The sequence below is a fragment of the Streptomyces sp. NPDC050422 genome, assembly GCF_044458665.1.
Lineage (GTDB): Bacteria > Actinomycetota > Actinomycetes > Streptomycetales > Streptomycetaceae > Streptomyces.
Window position 1 is genome coordinate 110,844 of sequence record NZ_JBITIE010000023.1, and the last position, 16,244, is coordinate 127,087.

At 70.9% G+C, this 16,244-nt stretch carries 15 protein-coding genes; 9 read left to right on the top strand and 6 right to left on the bottom strand.

Going from position 1 to position 16,244, the window contains the following annotated elements; genetic code table 11:
* Positions 1–132: 132 nt before the first annotated feature.
* From tyrS to ACIBJG_RS31870, 3 genes are all read right to left on the bottom strand, one after another.
* A complete protein-coding gene (gene tyrS, locus ACIBJG_RS31860) occupies positions 133–1,401 on the bottom strand; it encodes a tyrosine--tRNA ligase (RefSeq protein WP_399312776.1) in 1,269 nt (422 codons plus the stop codon).
* A 67-nt stretch (positions 1,402–1,468) separates the two neighbouring features.
* On the bottom strand, positions 1,469–2,863 hold the full coding sequence (locus tag ACIBJG_RS31865; protein ID WP_399312777.1) for a metallopeptidase TldD-related protein: 1,395 nt from the start codon (positions 2,861–2,863) through the stop codon (positions 1,469–1,471).
* A complete protein-coding gene (locus tag ACIBJG_RS31870; RefSeq protein WP_399312778.1) occupies positions 2,860–4,383 on the bottom strand; it encodes a TldD/PmbA family protein in 1,524 nt (507 codons plus the stop codon). The genes ACIBJG_RS31865 and ACIBJG_RS31870 overlap by 4 nt, the downstream gene beginning before the upstream one ends.
* Positions 4,384–4,627: 244 nt before the next feature.
* Between ACIBJG_RS31870 and fabG the strand changes: the two genes are divergently transcribed.
* The 4 genes from fabG (at position 4,628) to ACIBJG_RS31890 (ending at position 8,401) form a co-directional block, all read left to right on the top strand.
* Positions 4,628–5,347 (top strand): 3-oxoacyl-[acyl-carrier-protein] reductase, encoded by a 720-nt coding sequence (gene fabG / locus ACIBJG_RS31875; protein WP_399312779.1) that lies wholly within the window; start codon positions 4,628–4,630, stop codon positions 5,345–5,347.
* Between the two features lie 5 nt (positions 5,348–5,352).
* Complete coding sequence (gene fabI / locus ACIBJG_RS31880) at positions 5,353–6,120, top strand: enoyl-ACP reductase FabI (protein ID WP_399312781.1); 768 nt, start codon at positions 5,353–5,355, stop codon at positions 6,118–6,120.
* A 165-nt stretch (positions 6,121–6,285) separates the two neighbouring features.
* A complete protein-coding gene (locus tag ACIBJG_RS31885) occupies positions 6,286–6,678 on the top strand; it encodes a hypothetical protein (RefSeq protein WP_399312783.1) in 393 nt (130 codons plus the stop codon).
* Positions 6,679–8,041: 1,363 nt separating this feature from the next.
* Positions 8,042–8,401: a hypothetical protein gene (locus ACIBJG_RS31890; protein ID WP_399312785.1), complete on the top strand. Its 360-nt coding sequence runs from the start codon at positions 8,042–8,044 to the stop codon at positions 8,399–8,401.
* Positions 8,402–8,431: 30 nt separating this feature from the next.
* Here ACIBJG_RS31890 and ACIBJG_RS31895 read toward each other — a convergent pair whose 3' ends face one another.
* Positions 8,432–8,644, bottom strand: coding sequence for a hypothetical protein (locus tag ACIBJG_RS31895; protein WP_399312787.1), 213 nt, complete (start codon positions 8,642–8,644; stop codon positions 8,432–8,434).
* Between the two features lie 200 nt (positions 8,645–8,844).
* Positions 8,845–9,519 carry a FadR/GntR family transcriptional regulator gene (locus ACIBJG_RS31900; RefSeq protein ID WP_399312789.1) on the bottom strand — a complete coding sequence of 225 codons (675 nt, stop codon included), beginning with the start codon at positions 9,517–9,519 and terminating at the stop codon, positions 8,845–8,847.
* 103 nt (positions 9,520–9,622) lie between these two features.
* On the opposite strand from ACIBJG_RS31900, the gene ACIBJG_RS31905 reads away from it, so the two are divergent.
* The 4 genes from ACIBJG_RS31905 to ACIBJG_RS31920 all read left to right on the top strand — a co-directional run bounded on the left by ACIBJG_RS31905 (position 9,623) and on the right by ACIBJG_RS31920 (position 11,995).
* Entirely contained in the window at positions 9,623–10,909 is a 1,287-nt protein-coding gene (locus ACIBJG_RS31905; RefSeq protein WP_399312791.1) for a CynX/NimT family MFS transporter, read from the top strand.
* A 26-nt stretch (positions 10,910–10,935) separates the two neighbouring features.
* Positions 10,936–11,046, top strand: coding sequence for an SGM_5486 family transporter-associated protein (locus ACIBJG_RS31910; protein WP_266786054.1), 111 nt, complete (start codon positions 10,936–10,938; stop codon positions 11,044–11,046).
* Between the two features lie 149 nt (positions 11,047–11,195).
* On the top strand, positions 11,196–11,402 hold the full coding sequence (locus ACIBJG_RS31915; RefSeq protein ID WP_399312793.1) for a hypothetical protein: 207 nt from the start codon (positions 11,196–11,198) through the stop codon (positions 11,400–11,402).
* Positions 11,403–11,476: 74 nt separating this feature from the next.
* Positions 11,477–11,995, top strand: coding sequence for a SixA phosphatase family protein (locus ACIBJG_RS31920; RefSeq protein ID WP_399312795.1), 519 nt, complete (start codon positions 11,477–11,479; stop codon positions 11,993–11,995).
* Between the two features lie 81 nt (positions 11,996–12,076).
* On the opposite strand, the gene serB is transcribed toward ACIBJG_RS31920, so the two are convergent.
* Entirely contained in the window at positions 12,077–13,333 is a 1,257-nt protein-coding gene (gene serB, locus ACIBJG_RS31925) for a phosphoserine phosphatase SerB (RefSeq protein ID WP_399312796.1), read from the bottom strand.
* 285 nt (positions 13,334–13,618) lie between these two features.
* Here serB and ACIBJG_RS31930 point away from each other — a divergent pair, with 285 nt between their 5' ends.
* A complete protein-coding gene (locus tag ACIBJG_RS31930) occupies positions 13,619–16,204 on the top strand; it encodes an FHA domain-containing protein (protein WP_399312798.1) in 2,586 nt (861 codons plus the stop codon).
* Positions 16,205–16,244: the final 40 nt, after the last annotated feature.

Sequence of the window (16,244 nt, forward strand, 5' to 3'; positions counted from 1 at the left end):
CACCCCCCACCCGCCCCCCCCGCCCGGCCCGCGCGCCCCCCCCCCCCCGCCCCCCCGCGCGGGCCCCCCCCCCCCCCGCGGCGGGGGGGGGCCCCCCCCCGGGCCCCCCCCCCTCCCCCCTGTCGCTACGGCTCAGCCGGCCGTGACCTCGATCGCCGCCAGGTTCTTCTTGCCCCGGCGCAGCACCAGCCAGCGCCCGTGCAGCAGTTCCTCGCGGGCCGGTGCGGCCTCGCCGTCGACGGCCTTCACGTTGTTCACGTAGGCACCGCCCTCCTTGACCGTGCGCCGGGCACCCGACTTGCTCGGCGCCAGACCGACCTCGACCAGCAGGTCGACCAGCGGACCCAGCTCGGTGACCTGCGCGTGCGGCACCTCGGAGAGCGCCGCGCTCAGCGTCGCCTCGTCCAGCTCGCCGAGCTCGCCCTGACCGAACAGCGCCTTCGACGCGGCGATGACTGCTGCGCACTGGTCCGCGCCGTGCACCAGCGTCGTCAGCTCCTCGGCCAGCGCGCGCTGCGCCGCCCTCGCCTGGGGCCGCTCCTCGGTGACCTTCTCCAGCTCCGTCAGTTCGGCGGGGCTCAGGAAGCTGAGGATGCGCATGTAGCGGGAGACGTCGCGGTCGTCCACGTTCAGCCAGAACTGGTAGAACGCGTACGGCGTGGTCATCTCCGGGTCGAGCCAGACGGCGCCGCTCTCGGACTTGCCGAACTTGGTGCCGTCCGCCTTCGTCATCAGCGGAGTCGCCAGCGCGTGGACCTCGGCGCCCGGCTCCAGGCGGTGGATCAGGTCGAGGCCCGCGGTGAGGTTGCCCCACTGGTCGCTGCCGCCCTGCTGGAGGGTGCAGCCGTGGCGCCGGTACAGCTCCAGGAAGTCCATGCTCTGGAGCAGCTGGTAGCTGAACTCGGTGTAGCTGATGCCCTCGTCGGACTCCAGCCGCCGGGCGATGGACTCCTTGGTGAGCATCTTGTTGACCCGGAAGTGCTTGCCGATGTCCCGAAGGAACTCGATCGCGGACATGCCCGCGGTCCAGTCCAGGTTGTTCACCATGACCGCGGCGTTCTCGCCCTCGAAGGACAGGAACGGCTCGATCTGGGACCGCAGCCGCGCCACCCAGGCGGCGATCGTCTCCGGGTCGTTCAGCGTGCGCTCGGCGGTCGGGCGCGGGTCACCGATCTGGCCGGTGGCCCCGCCCACCAGGGCGAGCGGCCGCAGACCGGCCTGCTGGAGCCGGCGCATGGTGAGTACCTGCACCAGGTGTCCGACGTGCAGACTCGCCGCAGTGGGGTCGTAGCCGCAATAGAACGTGACCGGACCGTCCGCGAGAGCCTTGCGCAGGGCGTCCTCGTCAGTGGACTGGGCGAACAGCCCGCGCCACTTCAGCTCGTCGACGATGTCCGTCACGGTTCCGTGTCTCCTCAGCTACGTGTGTCGATACGTGGATCGAAAGGCAACAGTCAGTCTAGGCGGGTCATACGCCCGGGCTCACCGAGCTCATGTTGAAGTCCGGGATGCGCAGCGCGGGCATCGCGGCCCGGGTGAACCAGTCGCCCCACTCGCGCGGCAGCGTCTGCTCCGTGCGGCCCGCCTCGGTGGCCCGCGACAGCAGGTCCACGGGCGACTCGTTGAAGCGGAAGTTGTTCACCTCGCCGACCACCTCGCCGCCCTCCACGAGATACACCCCGTCGCGGGTCAGCCCGGTCAGCAGCAGCGTCGCCGGGTCGACCTCCCGGATGTACCACATGCAGGTCAGGAGAAGTCCGCGGCCGGTCGTCGCCGCGACCATCTCGTCCAGCGACTGCTCACCACCGCCCTCCAGCAGCAGGTTGTCGATCGCCGGGGCGAGCGGCAGCCCGGTCTGCCCGGCCGTGTGCCGGGTCGTCGTCAGCTGTTCGAGCCGGCCGTCCCTGATCCAGTCGGTCCGGCCCAGCGGCAGCCCGTTGTCGAAGACCGACGCACCGTCCCCGGAGGAGTGCGCGATGACGAACGGGGCGGATTCGAGCCCCGCCGCGTTCGGGTCGCTGTACAGGGTCAGCGGCAACGGGGACAGGGTCTCGCCGAGCCGGGTCCCGCCGCCCGGCTTGGAGAACACCGTCCGGCCCTCGACGGCGTCCCGGGCGGTGGCCGACCAGAGCTGGTAGATCAGCAGGTCGGCGACGGCGGTCGGCGGCAGCAGCGTCTCGTACCGCCCGGCGGGCAGCTCGATCCGGCGCTCCGCCCAGCCCAGCCGCTGCGCCAGTTCCGTGTCCATCGCGGCCGGGTCGACGTCCTTGAAGTCACGGGTCGAGCGCCCCGCCCAGGCCGAGCGCGACCGGTCGGGCGACTTGGCGTTCAGCTCCAGCGTCCCGTTCGGCTGGTCGTGGCGCAGCCGCAGTCCCGTCGACGTGCCCACGTACGTCGAGGTCATCTCGTGGTTGGCGAAGCCGTACAGCTCACGGCCACCGGAGCGGGCCCGGGCGAAGGCATCGCCGAGCGCGGGCGCGAACGCGGCGAAGACGTCCGAGTCCGTCTCCGCGGGCGCGTCCCGGAACCCGGGGGACTCCGGCACCCCGGTGACCAGCGGCTGCGCGTCCTCGGCAGGCCCGGCCCCGCGCGCGGCGGCCTCGGCGGCCCGCACCAGCGGCTCCAGGTCGGCGGCGGTGACGGCGGACCGGGACACCACACCGGAGGCGGCGCCCTCGGTCCCGTCGATCGTGGCGATGACGGTCAGGGTGCGGCCCCGGGTCACCCCGTTCGTGGTGAGCGCGTTGCCCGCCCAGCGCAGATTGGCCGACGACTCCTCGTCGGCGATGACCACACAGCCGTCGGCGGTGGACAGTTCGAGCGCGCGCTCGACGATCTCGTACGGCTTGCTGACGCGGCTCATCGCCCGGCCTCCTGCGTCGTGTTGAGGATGTTCACGCCTCGGAAGAGGGCGGAGGGACAGCCGTGCGAGACGGCCGCGACCTGGCCCGGCTGGGCCTTGCCGCAGTTGAAGGCGCCGCCCAGGACGTACGTCTGCGGGCCGCCGACCTTCTCCATGGAGCCCCAGAAGTCCGTCGTCGTCGCCTGGTAGGCGACATCGCGCAACTGCCCGGCGAGCTTGCCGTTCTCGATCCGGAAGAACCGCTGCCCGGTGAACTGAAAGTTGTACCTCTGCATGTCGATGGACCAGGACCGGTCGCCGACCACGTAGATCCCGTGCTCCACCCCGCCGATCAGATCATCGGTGGAGAGTCCGCCGGGATCCGGCGCCAGCGACACGTTCGCCATGCGCTGCACCGGGACATGGCCCGGCGAGTCCGCGTACGCGCACCCGTTGGACCGGCCCAGACCCGTCAGCTTCGCGATGCGGCGGTCCAGCTGGTAACCGACCAGCGTGCCGTCCTTGACCAGGTCCCAGGACTGCGCCTCGACGCCCTCGTCGTCGTACCCGATCGTCGCGAGACCGTGCTCGGCGGTGCGGTCGCCCGTCACGTTCATCACCGGGGAGCCGTACGCCAGCTTCCCCAGCTGGTCGAACGTGGCGAACGAGGTCCCCGCGTAGGCCGCCTCGTACCCCAGCGCCCGGTCCAGCTCGGTCGCGTGGCCGATCGACTCGTGGATGGTCAGCCACAGATTGGACGGGTCGACGACCAGGTCGTACGTCCCCGCCTCGACGCTCGGGGCCCGCATCTTCTCGGCCAGCAGCCCGGGGATGCTCTCCAGCTCCGCGTCCCAGTCCCAGCCGGTCCCGGTCAGGTACTCCCAGCCGCGCCCGGCCGGCGGCGCGATCGTGCGCATCGAGTCGAACTCGCCGGTCGTCGCGTCCACCGCGACCGCGGTGAACTGCGGATGCAGCCGCACCCGCTGCTGCGTGGTGACCGTGCCCGCCGTGTCCGCGTAGAACTTGTTCTCATGGACGGTCATCAGGGAGGCGTCCACATGCGCGACGCCCTGCGCCCCCAGCAGCCGGCCGCTCCACTCGGCGAGCAGCCCCGCCTTCTCCTGGGCCGGTACGCCGAAGGGGTCGACGTCGTACGCCGACACCCAGCTCCGCTCCCCGTGCACCGGCTCGTCCGCGAGCTCGACCCTCTCGTCCGAGCCCGCCGCCGCGATCACCTTCGCCGACAGCTTCGCCATGGCGACGGCCTGCGAGGCCACCTTAGCCGCGGCGTCCATCGTCAGGTCGACCCCGGAGGCGAACCCCCACGCCCCGCCGTGCACCACCCGCACCGCGTACCCGAGATCGGTGGTGTCCGACGACCCGGCGGGCCGGGCGTCCCGCAGCCGCCAGGTGGCGCTGCGCACCCGCTCGAACCGGAAGTCGGCGTGCACGGCCCCGAGCGCCCGCGCGCGGGCGAGCGCCGCGTCGGCGAGGGGCCGTAGCGGGAGGGCCAGGAACGACTGATCTACCTCATGGGGCACGGGCGGCCTCTCCTCTGCGTCACATACCCTCGGATCGTTTACGAGGCAGTGAAGCACGGCACAAGCGCCGTCGCGGCCGAATTCCGGGCCCGCGCGAGGCCGGCCGGACCCTCCAGGACCGGGTGCGTGACTGTAGGAACCCCACAGCGCCCGGCCGAAGGCGCTGTCAGGGGCCGATTCCTCGCGGAGCGGGCGGTACCGATAGGTTTTCGAGGTACCAGACCGCTATGGAAAGGGTGATCCGTTGAGCCGCTCGGTTCTCGTCACCGGAGGAAACCGGGGCATCGGCCTCGCCATCGCCCGCGCTTTCGCCGACAACGGCGACAAGGTCGCGATCACCTACCGTTCCGGCGAGCCGCCCGTGGCGCTCACCGAGGCCGGTGTTCTCGCGGTCCGTTGCGACATCACCGACACGGAGCAGGTGGAGCAGGCCTACAAGGAGATCGAGGAGAAGCACGGCAACGTGGAGGTGCTGGTCGCCAACGCCGGTATCACCAAGGACCAGTTGCTGATGCGGATGTCCGAGGACGACTTCACGTCCGTACTCGACACCAACCTCACCGGCACCTTCCGGGTCGTGAAGCGCGCCAACCGTGGCATGCTGCGCGCCAAGAAGGGCCGCGTGGTCCTCATCTCCTCCGTCGTCGGCCTCCTCGGCTCGGCCGGACAGGCCAACTACGCCGCCTCCAAGGCCGGTCTGGTCGGCTTCGCCAGGTCGCTGGCGCGCGAGCTCGGTTCGCGCAACATCACCTTCAACGTCGTCGCGCCCGGCTTCGTCGACACCGACATGACGCAGGCGCTCACCGAGGAGCAGCGCAAGGGCATCGTGTCCCAGGTGCCGCTCGGCCGCTACGCGCAGCCCGGGGAGATCGCCGCCGCGGTGCGCTTCCTCGCCTCCGACGACGCGTCGTACATCACTGGAGCCGTCATCCCCGTTGACGGCGGATTGGGCATGGGTCACTGATCACCATGAGCGGAATTCTCGACGGCAAGCGCATTCTCGTCACCGGAGTGCTGCTGGAGTCGTCCATCGCGTTCCACACCGCCAAGGTGGCTCAGGAACAGGGCGCCGAAGTCATCCTGACCGCCTTCCCGCGGCCCACGCTGACGGAGCGCATCGCCAAGAAGCTGCCCAAGCCGGCCAAGGTCATCGAGCTGGACGTGACCAACGCCGAGCACCTGGACCGGCTCGCCGGTCTGGTGAAGGACGAGCTGGGCTCGCTCGACGGCGTCGTCCACTCCATCGGTTTCGCCCCGCAGGACGCCCTCGGCGGCAACTTCCTCAACACCCCGTTCGAGTCGGTCGCCACAGCGATGCACGTCTCGGCGTTCTCTCTCAAGTCGCTCGCCATGGCGTGCAAGCCGCTGATGAGTGACGGCGGTTCGATCGTCGGCCTCACCTTCGACGCACAGTTCGCCTGGCCGCAGTACGACTGGATGGGCCCGGCCAAGGCCGCCCTGGAGGCCACCTCCCGCTACCTCGCCCGCGACCTGGGCAAGGACGGTCTGCGCTGCAACCTGGTCTCCGCCGGGCCGCTCGCCTCCATGGCCGCCAAGTCCATCCCGGGCTTCGGTGAGCTCGCCGACGTGTGGAACACCCGATCCCCGCTGGCGTGGGACATGTCCGACCCGGAGCCGGCCGGCCGTGCCATCGTCGCGCTGCTCTCGGACTTCTTCCCGAAGACGACGGGCGAGATCATCCACGTCGATGGTGGCGTGCACATGATCGGCGCCTGACCCTCTCGCGCAGAACGGCCGCGCACCGCCTCCCCCAGGGGGGCGGTGCGCGGCCGTTTTCCTTGTCCCGCCAGGCATTCCGGCGCTCAGGTCGAAAAGCTGGTCGATCCACCGCAGAATGTGGAGGAACCGGACTTCTGGTCAGGCTGAGGGGAGGAGATCGCTGTGCGCGGCACTCGTCACCGAACCCGATTCCTGCTGGCGGCCGCAGCCCTGGTCGCCGGGCTGCTCGTGCCCGTCGGCCTGTACGCGGCGGGGCACGTCGGAGCCGCAGGCGCCGCCGGGCCGTCCGCGCCCGACCCCGAGCCCTCCGGTGCCGAATGCCGTACGTCGGTGAGGGGCTCCCGGGTCGTCGCCTACTGCCACAACCCGTACCCCTCCACCGACCGGGTCCAGCTGCACACCGAGTGCGCCCGCTGGTGGGACATCGACGCCGACTCCGAGCCGGTCGCCGTCGAGCCGGGCCGGACCGTGCGGCTGGACGACCGCTGCTGGAAAGAGGTCCGCTCCGCCTGGGTCACCCATGCCGGCGAGACGCACAAGGCCAGGGCTTCCTAGGGCTTCCTGGGGCTTCCTGGACAGAGGCCCCGGGGTCGACGCGCGGGTACGGCGTGCCCGCCCGTCCCCGCACGCCGGGATCGGGCAGTCTGTCCTCGGTCAGGGTTCATCCCGAACTCCCTTGCTGAGGAGCGGCCAAGTGCGCGTTACGGACTCCGAGCCCGACCCGGGTGCGGGAGTTGACGGAGCCGGCACCCAGGCCCTCGCCCCGGCTGCTGCCTTGCCTGGTGGCAGTCGCGGTGGTCTCAGTAGCCGTCCAACTGGCCTTCGTCATACCGGGTTCGGGCCTCGGGTGGGACGAGACCGTCTACGTCAGCCAGGCCGGAGGCGACACTCCGGCCGCGTTCTTCAGTGCTCCCCGCGCCCGCGGGGTCTCCTACCTGGTCGCTCCGGTCGTCGCCCTCACCGCGTCCACGACCGCCCTGCGGATCTACCTCGTCCTGCTCTCGGCCGGCGCGCTCGTCGGAGCCTTCCGGGTCTGGCGCACCCTGGTGCCCGGCCGTGTCCTGGTCTGTGCGGGAGCCCTGTTCGCCACCCTCTGGCCGGCCCTGTTCTACGGCTCCATGGCCATGCCGAACCCTGTGGTGCGCGCTGGGCTCCCTGGCCGCAGCCGGGTGGGTCGCGCGCGCTCTGCTGCGTGGGGCGGGGCGAGCCGAACTCCTCGGTGCGGGGGCGGCGACAGCGGTCGTCGTGCTGATGAGGCCGGCCGACGGGTGTGGCTCGCCCTGCCGTTGTTGCTGGTCACGGTGGTGCGGCCCCGGATGTTCGCCGCGCTGGCCGTTGTTGCTGGTCACGGTGGTGCGGCCCCGGATGTTCGCCGCGCTGGCCGTCGGGCTGCTCGTGGGCGCCGCACCGTGGATCGTGGAGGCGTTCGCGCACTACGGAGGGCCGCTCACCCGGCTGCACCGGGCCAGCGAGATCCAGGGCGGTCTGGGCTGGAACCTGGCGGTGGACGATCAGGCCAAGGCGCTGGAGGGGCGCACGCTCTGCCGCCCCTGCACCATTCCGTGGAAGCGGCCCGGGGCAACGGTCTGGTGGGCCCTGCTGCCGTTCCTGGCCGCCGGCGGAGCGGTCGTCGCACGCCGGGCGGGCCGAGGCAGGGTGATCCTGCTGGCGACCGGGACCGCGGTGTCGTTGGCGGTGCCGTACCTCTTACTGATCGAGTACGCCGCACCGCGCTTCCTGCTGCCCGCCTACGTGCTGCTGTCCCTGCCGGTGGCGGAGTGCCTGGTACGGCTGTACGCCTGGGCGCGGCCGTCCCGCCGGACGGCCGGGGCGTACCGTCGCGGCGCAGTGGCGCGTCGTCGCGCTCGCCGCCGTCCTGGCCGCCCACCTGGTCGTACAGCTGCAGGTGACAAGCCGGGTGTCCGCCAGCAGTCATTCGACCGGCGCGGACTTCGAGGCCGTGGCCGCCGCACTCCACCGCAACGGAATCCGCCCACCCTGCGTGATCAGCGGCGCACAGGCGGTCCCGATCGCGTACTACGCGGGCTGTGCCTCACGGCAGACCGCAGGCCACGACGGGAGCATCACCCCCGCGGGTCTCAGGGAAGCCGCCCGACGGGTCCCGACGGCTGTTCTCGTCGTCGGCGGCGGCCCCCGGCCGGCGTACGCCCCCTCGGGCCCGCCCGTCTTCCTGGCGGAGACCCGGGACGCGGGACCGTACAGCGCCTATCTGCTCCCACCTCCGGACCGCCCCGGTCCGGGCCGGCCGGACTCCTGAGGAGGCTCGCGACGGCCCGGGGCCGGACTGTCAGTCGGGGAGGGGGACGCGGATCACCGGGTCGAACGGGCGTTTGTTGAAGCCGGTGCGCAGATTGCGGCATTCCGGCGCGCCGCACATGAAGAACTCCTCGACACTCCGGCGGCCTGTGAGGGCTCTGAGCCACACCTTCTCGTTGGTGGTGAGGGCACGGTGTTGTTCGTCGGAATCGCAGGTGAAGCAGTACATCTGACGGGGCTGCACAAGACCTCCCGAAGCGGGCGGACAGACCGGACAGGGCGAAACGAACCCCCGGGCGAACCGAAGCATAAGGGGGTGTCACGGGCGAGGACAGGGCGCGCGGGAGCGTTTCCCGCGATGCTTCCCCGCCCGGTGGCGCGGGAACTCGGCCCGGCGCACGTGCGCCGGGCCGCACGCGTGACGCAGTGGCGGACCGGTATCCCCTACACCCGCTCCACCAGGCAGCTCAGCGCGTGGCTCGCGGCCTCCGCCGCCGCCGTCTCCGCGTCGCCCGCCCGGATCGCCTCGACGAGCCGGCTGTGGTCCATGTGGTTCTCCGGCCGCAGCTCATGGCCGATATCGACCCGCAGGTAGTCCTTCAGCAGATCGCCCAGGTCGGCGTAGAGCCCGGTCAGCACCTCGTTGTGCGAGGCGGCGACCACGGCCAGATGCAGCGTCGCGTCCGCCGCCACGAACGCCTCGGCGTCCCCCGCCGCCCAGGTCTCCTCCCGGCGCCGCATGAGCGCGTCCAGCTGCTTCAGGTCCCGCTCGGTGCGGCGCGCGGCGGCCAGGCGCGCCGCCGACGACTCCAGCGTCGAGCGCAGCTCGGCCACGTGGCGCGGATCGGCGGACGCGAACCGGCGGTGCATCACCCCGGCCAGCTCGCTGACGGCCACCACATAGGTGCCCGAGCCCTGCCGGATGTCGAGCAGCCCGTTGTGCGCGAGCGCGCGCACCGCCTCGCGCACGGTATTACGGGCCACCCCGAGCTGCTCGACCAGCTCGGCTTCGGTGGGGATGCGCGAACCCACGGGCCACTCGCCCGACGTGATCTGGTTCCTCAGCTGGGCAATCACCTGGTCGGCGAGTGCCGAACGCCGCGGGGACGTCAGGGCCATGGTGCTCCTTGCTCCGGTGTGCGGGCGGGGGTGGGGCCACCTGGGCCCCGAATCATCTCAGACGATTGGACAAGTAATCATCCCATGATTCTATGATGGCCCCATGCCTGACGAGACGCCCCCTCCCCGCACCCCGACCCGGACGCTGGGCTCCGCCGCCCCGACGGCCCCCCGCATCGAGGTGCCCGCGCAGGGGACCGGCCCCGCCCCCTGGGTGTTCCGCCTGGTCGCCGTCGGACTCGTCCTCACCGCGCTGAACCTCCGCCCCGCCATCACCAGCCTCGGCGCCCTCCTCGAAGAGGTGCGCGACGGGCTGCACATGAGCGGCAGCGTCGCCGGAGTCCTCACTTCCGTGCCGCCGCTCTGCTTCGCGGTCTTCGGCATCATGGCCCCGCGCCTGGCCCGTCGTTTCGGAGCGGGCGCGGTCGTCTGCGCGGGCATGGTCGCCATCACCGCCGGGCTCGTGATCAGGCCCCTCGTCGGAGGCACCGCCGGCTTCCTCGCCGCGAGCGCGCTCGCCCTGATGGGCATCGCCGTCAGCAACGTCCTGATGCCGGTGATCGTCAAGCGCTGGTTCCCGGACCGCGTCGGCTCCATGACCGGCCTCTACTCCATGGCCCTGGCGCTCGGCACCTCACTGGCCGCAGCCGTGACCGTACCCATGACCGAGGCGATGGGCGGCAGTTGGAAGGCCGGCCTCGGCGTCTGGGCCGCCCTCGCCGCCGCCGCGATCCTGCCCTGGATCCCGCTGGTACGGGACCGCGGCGGCGCCCCCGGGCACCCGGCGGCCCACCGGTCCGAGGCCCCCGCCCTCCGGATCACCCGCAGCCGCACCGCCTGGGCACTCGCCTGCTTCTTCGGCCTCCAGGCCACCGCCGCCTACATCACCATGGGGTGGATGCCGCAGATCTTCCGCGACGCCGGGGTCTCGGCCGGCACCGCGGGCGTCCTGCTCGCCCTCACCATGGCCATGGGCGTGCCGCTCGCCTTCGTCATCCCGAGGGTCGCCGCCCGGATGAAGAACCAGGGACCGATCGTCGTCTTCCTCGGGGCCTGCGGCCTCATCGGCTACGCGGGCCTCTACCTCGCCCCGTCCGGCGGGGCCTGGGCCTGGGCGCTGCTCCTGGGCATCTCGAACTGCGCCTTCCCGCTCGCCCTCACCATGATCGGCATGCGCTCCCGCAGCGGTGCCGGAGTGGTCAGGCTGTCCGCGTTCGCCCAGTCCACCGGCTACCTCATCTCGATCCCCGGACCGCTCCTGGTCGGCGTGCTCTACCAGCACAGCGGCGGCTGGGGGCTGCCCATCGCACTCATGGCGACCCTGATGCTGCCGCAGATGGTGGCGGGCATCCTGGCCGGCCGGGACCGGACGATCGAGGACGAATGCTGAGATGCGAGACTGGGGCCATGTCTCCTGTGCTCGATCCGAATCCCCAGAACGGTCAGAAGAAGCTGCTCATGGTCTTCGGGGCCATGCTGTTGATCACGGTCGTCATCGGCGTGATCGCCTCCATCGCCTCTCCGTGACGCCACGGCTCCCGGTGCGATGGTGGGGCTAGCCCCACCATCCCCTAGGGGGCCAGGGTCAGGGTGAAGTGGGTGGATCACCGGATGGGCGCGGCGCCCCCGGATCCGTAGGTTCTGAGTATCGGAATCCAGCACCCACGGAGGCGGACATGCCGGCCCGTACGCACATCCGCTCCACCCACCCGGACACGGCCGGCGTCGAGGTCCGGCTGCCGTGGTGGGCCGTCGCGCTGCCCGCTGTGGCCTTCGGCGCGCTCCTCCTGCTGATCGCCGGACCGGGCCAGGCGCACGCCGCCACGGGCGACCCCGCGGTCGGCCGGTTGCTGGAGCGAATCGTGCAGCTGCTGACCCGCTGACGTCCGGAGCCCGGTGCGGGGGAGCCCTCCAACACCCTGCGCCAGGTGGCACATTTCATGCGAAGCTGAGGTGTATGAGCGTCGATACACCTCGCAGGATCGTCCTTCTCAGGCACGCAAAGGCGGAATGGTCGCAGGACTCCGACCATGAGCGGCCGCTCGCGGAGCGCGGCCGCAAGGACGCCCCCGTAGCAGGCCGCAAACTTGCCGACTCCGGGATCGTCTTCGACCTGGCCCTCTGTTCGACCGCGGCCAGGACGCGTGAGACGTGGAAGCTGGCCGTGCACGAGATGCCGGAGCGCCCCAGGACCGTGTACGAGGAGAGGCTCTACGAGGCTTCGCTCGGCGAGCTGATCGCGTTGGTCAACGAGACCCCCGACGACGTCCGTGATCTGCTGGTGATCGGCCACAACCCGGGCATGCACGCCGTCGCCGACGCCCTGGCGGGCACCGCGGAGGGCGACGCCCTGGCTCGGATGACCAGCGGCGGCTTCCCGACCGCCGCCTTCGCCGTGGTCGAGCTCCCCGGCACCTGGAAGGGTGTGGAGCACGGCGTCGGCAGGCTCACCGAGTACTGGACGCCGAACGACTGACCGCCCCGGCTCACGACAGGGCCCGGGTACGCACGCCGACGCGTGCGCACCCGGGCCCTTGTACGTGCCGGGCGCGCGTCCCTACTCCACGAGGCCGTCGGCGGCCTCGACCTCCTCGCGGGTGATGCCGAGCAGATAGAGCACGGTGTCCAGGAACGGCACGTTCACCGCGGTGTGCGCGGCCTCGCGGACCATGGGCTTGGCGTTGAACGCGACCCCGAGCCCCGCGGTGTTCAGCATGTCCAGGTCGTTCGCCCCGTCACCGATCGCCACCGTCTGCGCCAGCGGCACCCCGGCCTCGGCGGCGAAGCCGCGCAGCAGCCGGGCCTTGCCCGCCCGGTCGACGATGTCGCCGGTCACCCGGCCGGTGAGCTTTCCGTCGACGATCTCCAGAGTGTTGGCAGAGGCGAAGTCGAGCCCCAGCCGCTCCTTGAGGTCGTCCGTCACCTGGGTGAACCCGCCCGAGACGACGCCCACTTGGTAGCCGAGGCGCTTCAGCGTACGGATCAGGGTGCGGGCACCCGGCGTCAGTCGGACGTCGGCGCGCACCTTCTCCACCACCGAGACGTCGAGCCCCGCCAGCAACGCCACCCGCGCGTGCAGCGACTGCTCGAAGTCGAGCTCACCGCGCATCGCCTGCTCGGTCACCGCGGCGACCTCGGCCTCGCAGCCCGCGTGGGCCGCGAAGAGCTCGATGACCTCGTCCTGGATGAGCGTCGAGTCGACGTCCATCACGACGAGCCGCTGCGCCCGGCGGCTCAGCCCGGCCGAGACGACCGCCACGTCGACGCCGATCCCGGCGGCCTCGGTGGCCAGCGCGGTGCGCAGTGCCTCGGTCCCGGTGCCGGACACCGCGAACTCGACGGCGGTGACCGGATACTTCGCCAGCCGGAAGATCCGGTCGATGTTTCCGCCGGTCGAGGTGATCGTGGCCGCTATGGCGGCGGTCGACTCCGCGGTCAGCGGGTGACCGAGCACCGTCACATGGGAACGGCCGTCGCCGCGCGGACGGTTGTCGCCCGTACCGGAGATGATCTCGGCCTGCAGCTTCAGTGACTCGGCCCAGCTGTGCACGGTGGCCCGCAGGTCGCCCTCGGTGGTCCCGCCCGCGGTCGGCGAGGTGACCAGTGCGCACAGGACGATGCGGCCGCGGGTGACGACCTGCTCGATGTCGACGACATCGACCGAGTAGGCGGCGAGGGTGTCGAAGAGCCCGGCGGTGATGCCGGGCCGGTCCTTCCCGAAGATCTTCACGAGAAGGGTCGGCGTGTCTGCGTCCCGACGTGACTCAGGAGGCTCAGGAGACAGGGAGGACTGAGGGGGCTGAGGTGCGCTCATGGTGCTCCCACCGTATCGGTCCGCGGTACGCCCCCGATGGCCCGTCCCGAGGACCGGACAGCCCGGCCCGGTGCGCGGAATACTCTGGTTCACTGTGATCTGCAAGAGTTCATTACCAGTTGAGGCGATAAGTGGTTCTTCAGGCCGAGTCGTTCGCAACGGTGCGGTCTCGGTTCGGTCAACCTCCCGCCCGGCTTTCGCATCGGGGACTGCTCCTGGAATAGTTCCCCACGATGTTCAGCATCCCTAGACTCCCTGCAACGGGGGTAATTCGGGGGACAACTAGTGGGGCGCGGAGTGCCGGAACTCGTACTGGAATTGAATGGCAGCACCTGGACGCTCGATCCGTCCAGGTCCTACACCCTCGGACGTGATCCGCAGGGCGATATGACGATCGACGACGCCAGAGTGTCGTGGCGCCACGCCACGATCAGCTGGAGCGGGCACGGTTGGTTCATCGAGGACCACGGCAGCACCAACGGCACGTATGTGCAGGGCCAGCGGATCCATCAGATGGAGATCGGGCCCGGCTCCACCGTGAACCTGGGCAACGCGACCGACGGGCCGCGGCTGAGCCTCAGCGGTGCCGACGTGTACAGCGGGAAGGCGGCCGCGGGTGCCCAGGCCCCCGCCCAGCAGCCCCCGCATCAGCAGCCTCAGCAGCCCCCTCAGCACCAGCCGCACCCGGGACCGCAGCAGGGAGGGCAGGCCGGGCAGCAGCCGCCGGCCCCGCAGCAGGCGTGGCAGCAGCAGCCCCAGGCCCAGCCGCAGCAGCCCCATGTGCCGCAGCAGCAGGGCATGGCACCGGCACCCCACGGCGGCGGCCCCGGCGGCGCGGCGGGGGCGCCGTCGGTGTACGGCGACCGCAGCCCGACCACGTTTCACCAGCTCGACCTCGGCCGGGTCATGCGCATCGGCCGTGCGCTGGAGAACGAGCTGGTCGTCTCCGACCTGCAGGTCTCACGCCACCACGCCGAGTTCCACGCGACGCCCGACGGCCGGTTCGAGATCCGCGATCTCGGATCCCACAACGGTACGTACGTCAACGGCCAGCCGCTCTCGAAGTCCGGCTCCGCCCTCATCGGCGCGAACGACATCGTCGGCGTCGGTCACTCGACCTTCCGGCTGGTCGGCGACCGGCTCGAGGAGTTCGTCGACACCGGTGAGGTCTCCTTCGCCGCCCGCCACCTCACGGTGACGGTCGACGGCGGCAAGCAGATCCTCAAGGACGTCTCGTTCGGCGTCCCGGAGAAGTCGCTGATCGGGGTGATCGGCCCGTCCGGCTCCGGGAAGTCCACCCTGCTCAAGGCGCTCACCGGCTACCGCCCGGCCAACCAGGGCGACGTCCTCTACGACAACCGGAATCTGTACAAGCAGTTCGCCGAGCTGCGCCAGCGCATCGGTCTGGTCCCGCAGGACGACATCCTGCACAAGGAACTGACCGTCACCCGGGCCCTCAAGTACGCCGCCAAGCTCCGCTTCCCCGCGGACACCACGGAGGCCGAGCGCCAGGCCCGTATCCAAGAGGTCCTCGCCGAGCTCAAGCTCGACATCCACAAGGACAAGAAGGTCACCTCGCTCTCCGGCGGCCAGCGCAAGCGCGTCTCCGTGGCCCTGGAGCTGCTGACCAAGCCGTCGCTGATCTTCCTGGACGAGCCGACCTCCGGCCTCGACCCGGGCATGGACCGCGATGTCATGCAGCTGCTGCGCGGACTGGCCGACGACGGCCGCACCGTCCTCGTCGTCACGCACTCGGTCGCCGAGCTGGCCATCTGCGACAAGCTCCTGGTGATGGCGCCGGGCGGCGCCGTGGCCTACTTCGGTCCGCCGGAGGAAGCGCTCAACTTCTTCGGCTACTCCACCTGGGCCGACGTCTTCTCCGCCTTCGAGAACTACCGCGACTACGACTGGGCGGGCCGCTGGCGCGGCTCGCAGCACTACCAGATGTACGCCGCGGACATCGACGCCGTCGCCGCGCAGCCCGTGCACATGCCGCCGCACCAGCAGATGCGCCCGCCGAAGCCGCAGGGCTGGATGACCCAGCTGTGGACGCTGATGCGCCGCTACGTCTCGGTGATCGCGTCCGACAAGGGCTTCATGGGCCTGATGGTGATCCTGCCGGCGGTGCTCGGCATCGTCAGCGTGGTCATCCCGGCCGACTTCGGCCTCGCCCCGCCGAAGCCGCCGTCCCGGTTCAACGGCGACGCCGGCACGATCATGCTGATCCTCGTGATCGGCATGACCTTCTCCGCCGCTGCCAACTCCGTACGAGAACTGATCAAGGAACGCGTCATCTACGAACGGGAACGGGCCACCGGCCTCTCCCGCTCGGCCTACCTGATGTCCAAGGTGATCGTGCTCGGCGTGATCACGGCCATCCAGGGCGTCATCATCTGCGGCATCGGCTTCGCCACCCGGGATCTGCCGGCGGAGGGCCTGATCATGCCGCCCGCCGTGGAGCTCTGCGTGACGATCATCGCGCTCGGCTTCACCTCGATGATGTTCGGCCTGGTGATCTCCTCGCTGGTGAAGACCTCCGAGAAGACCATGCCGCTGCTGGTCATGTTCGCGATCGTCCAGGTCGTCTTCACCGGCATCCTCTTCCAGGTGTACGGATCGCCGGGCCTGGAGCAGTTCGCCTGGCTGATGCCGTCCCGGTGGGCCATCGCCGGCGCGGGCTCCACGCTCGACCTCGCGCACCTGATGCCGCCGTGGGACCCGAAGAACCCCACGGACCTGGACCCGCTCTGGGAGCACTCGGCCGGACAGTGGGGGATCAACATCACGGTGCTGCTGGTGCTCGGCATCATCTGCGGCTTCGCGGTCGCGCGGCTGCTGCGCCGCCACGAGCCCGAGGTCATGCGCAAGTAGCAGGGCCGCCCCTGCGCACACCACGACGCCGAAGGGCGGC

Bases quoted from the DNA above. Each gene is read 5' to 3' on its own strand.
- ACIBJG_RS31865 (WP_399312777.1), bottom strand. From the start codon at position 2,863: ATGAGCCGCGTCAGCAAGCCGTACGAGATCGTCGAGCGCGCGCTCGAA.
- fabI (WP_399312781.1), top strand. From the start codon at position 5,353: ATGAGCGGAATTCTCGACGGCAAGCGCATTCTCGTCACCGGAGTGCTG.
- ACIBJG_RS31900 (WP_399312789.1), bottom strand. From the start codon at position 9,519: ATGGCCCTGACGTCCCCGCGGCGTTCGGCACTCGCCGACCAGGTGATT.
- ACIBJG_RS31905 (WP_399312791.1), top strand. From the start codon at position 9,623: ATGCCTGACGAGACGCCCCCTCCCCGCACCCCGACCCGGACGCTGGGC.
- ACIBJG_RS31915 (WP_399312793.1), top strand. From the start codon at position 11,196: ATGCCGGCCCGTACGCACATCCGCTCCACCCACCCGGACACGGCCGGC.
- ACIBJG_RS31920 (WP_399312795.1), top strand. From the start codon at position 11,477: ATGAGCGTCGATACACCTCGCAGGATCGTCCTTCTCAGGCACGCAAAG.
- serB (WP_399312796.1), bottom strand. From the start codon at position 13,333: ATGAGCGCACCTCAGCCCCCTCAGTCCTCCCTGTCTCCTGAGCCTCCT.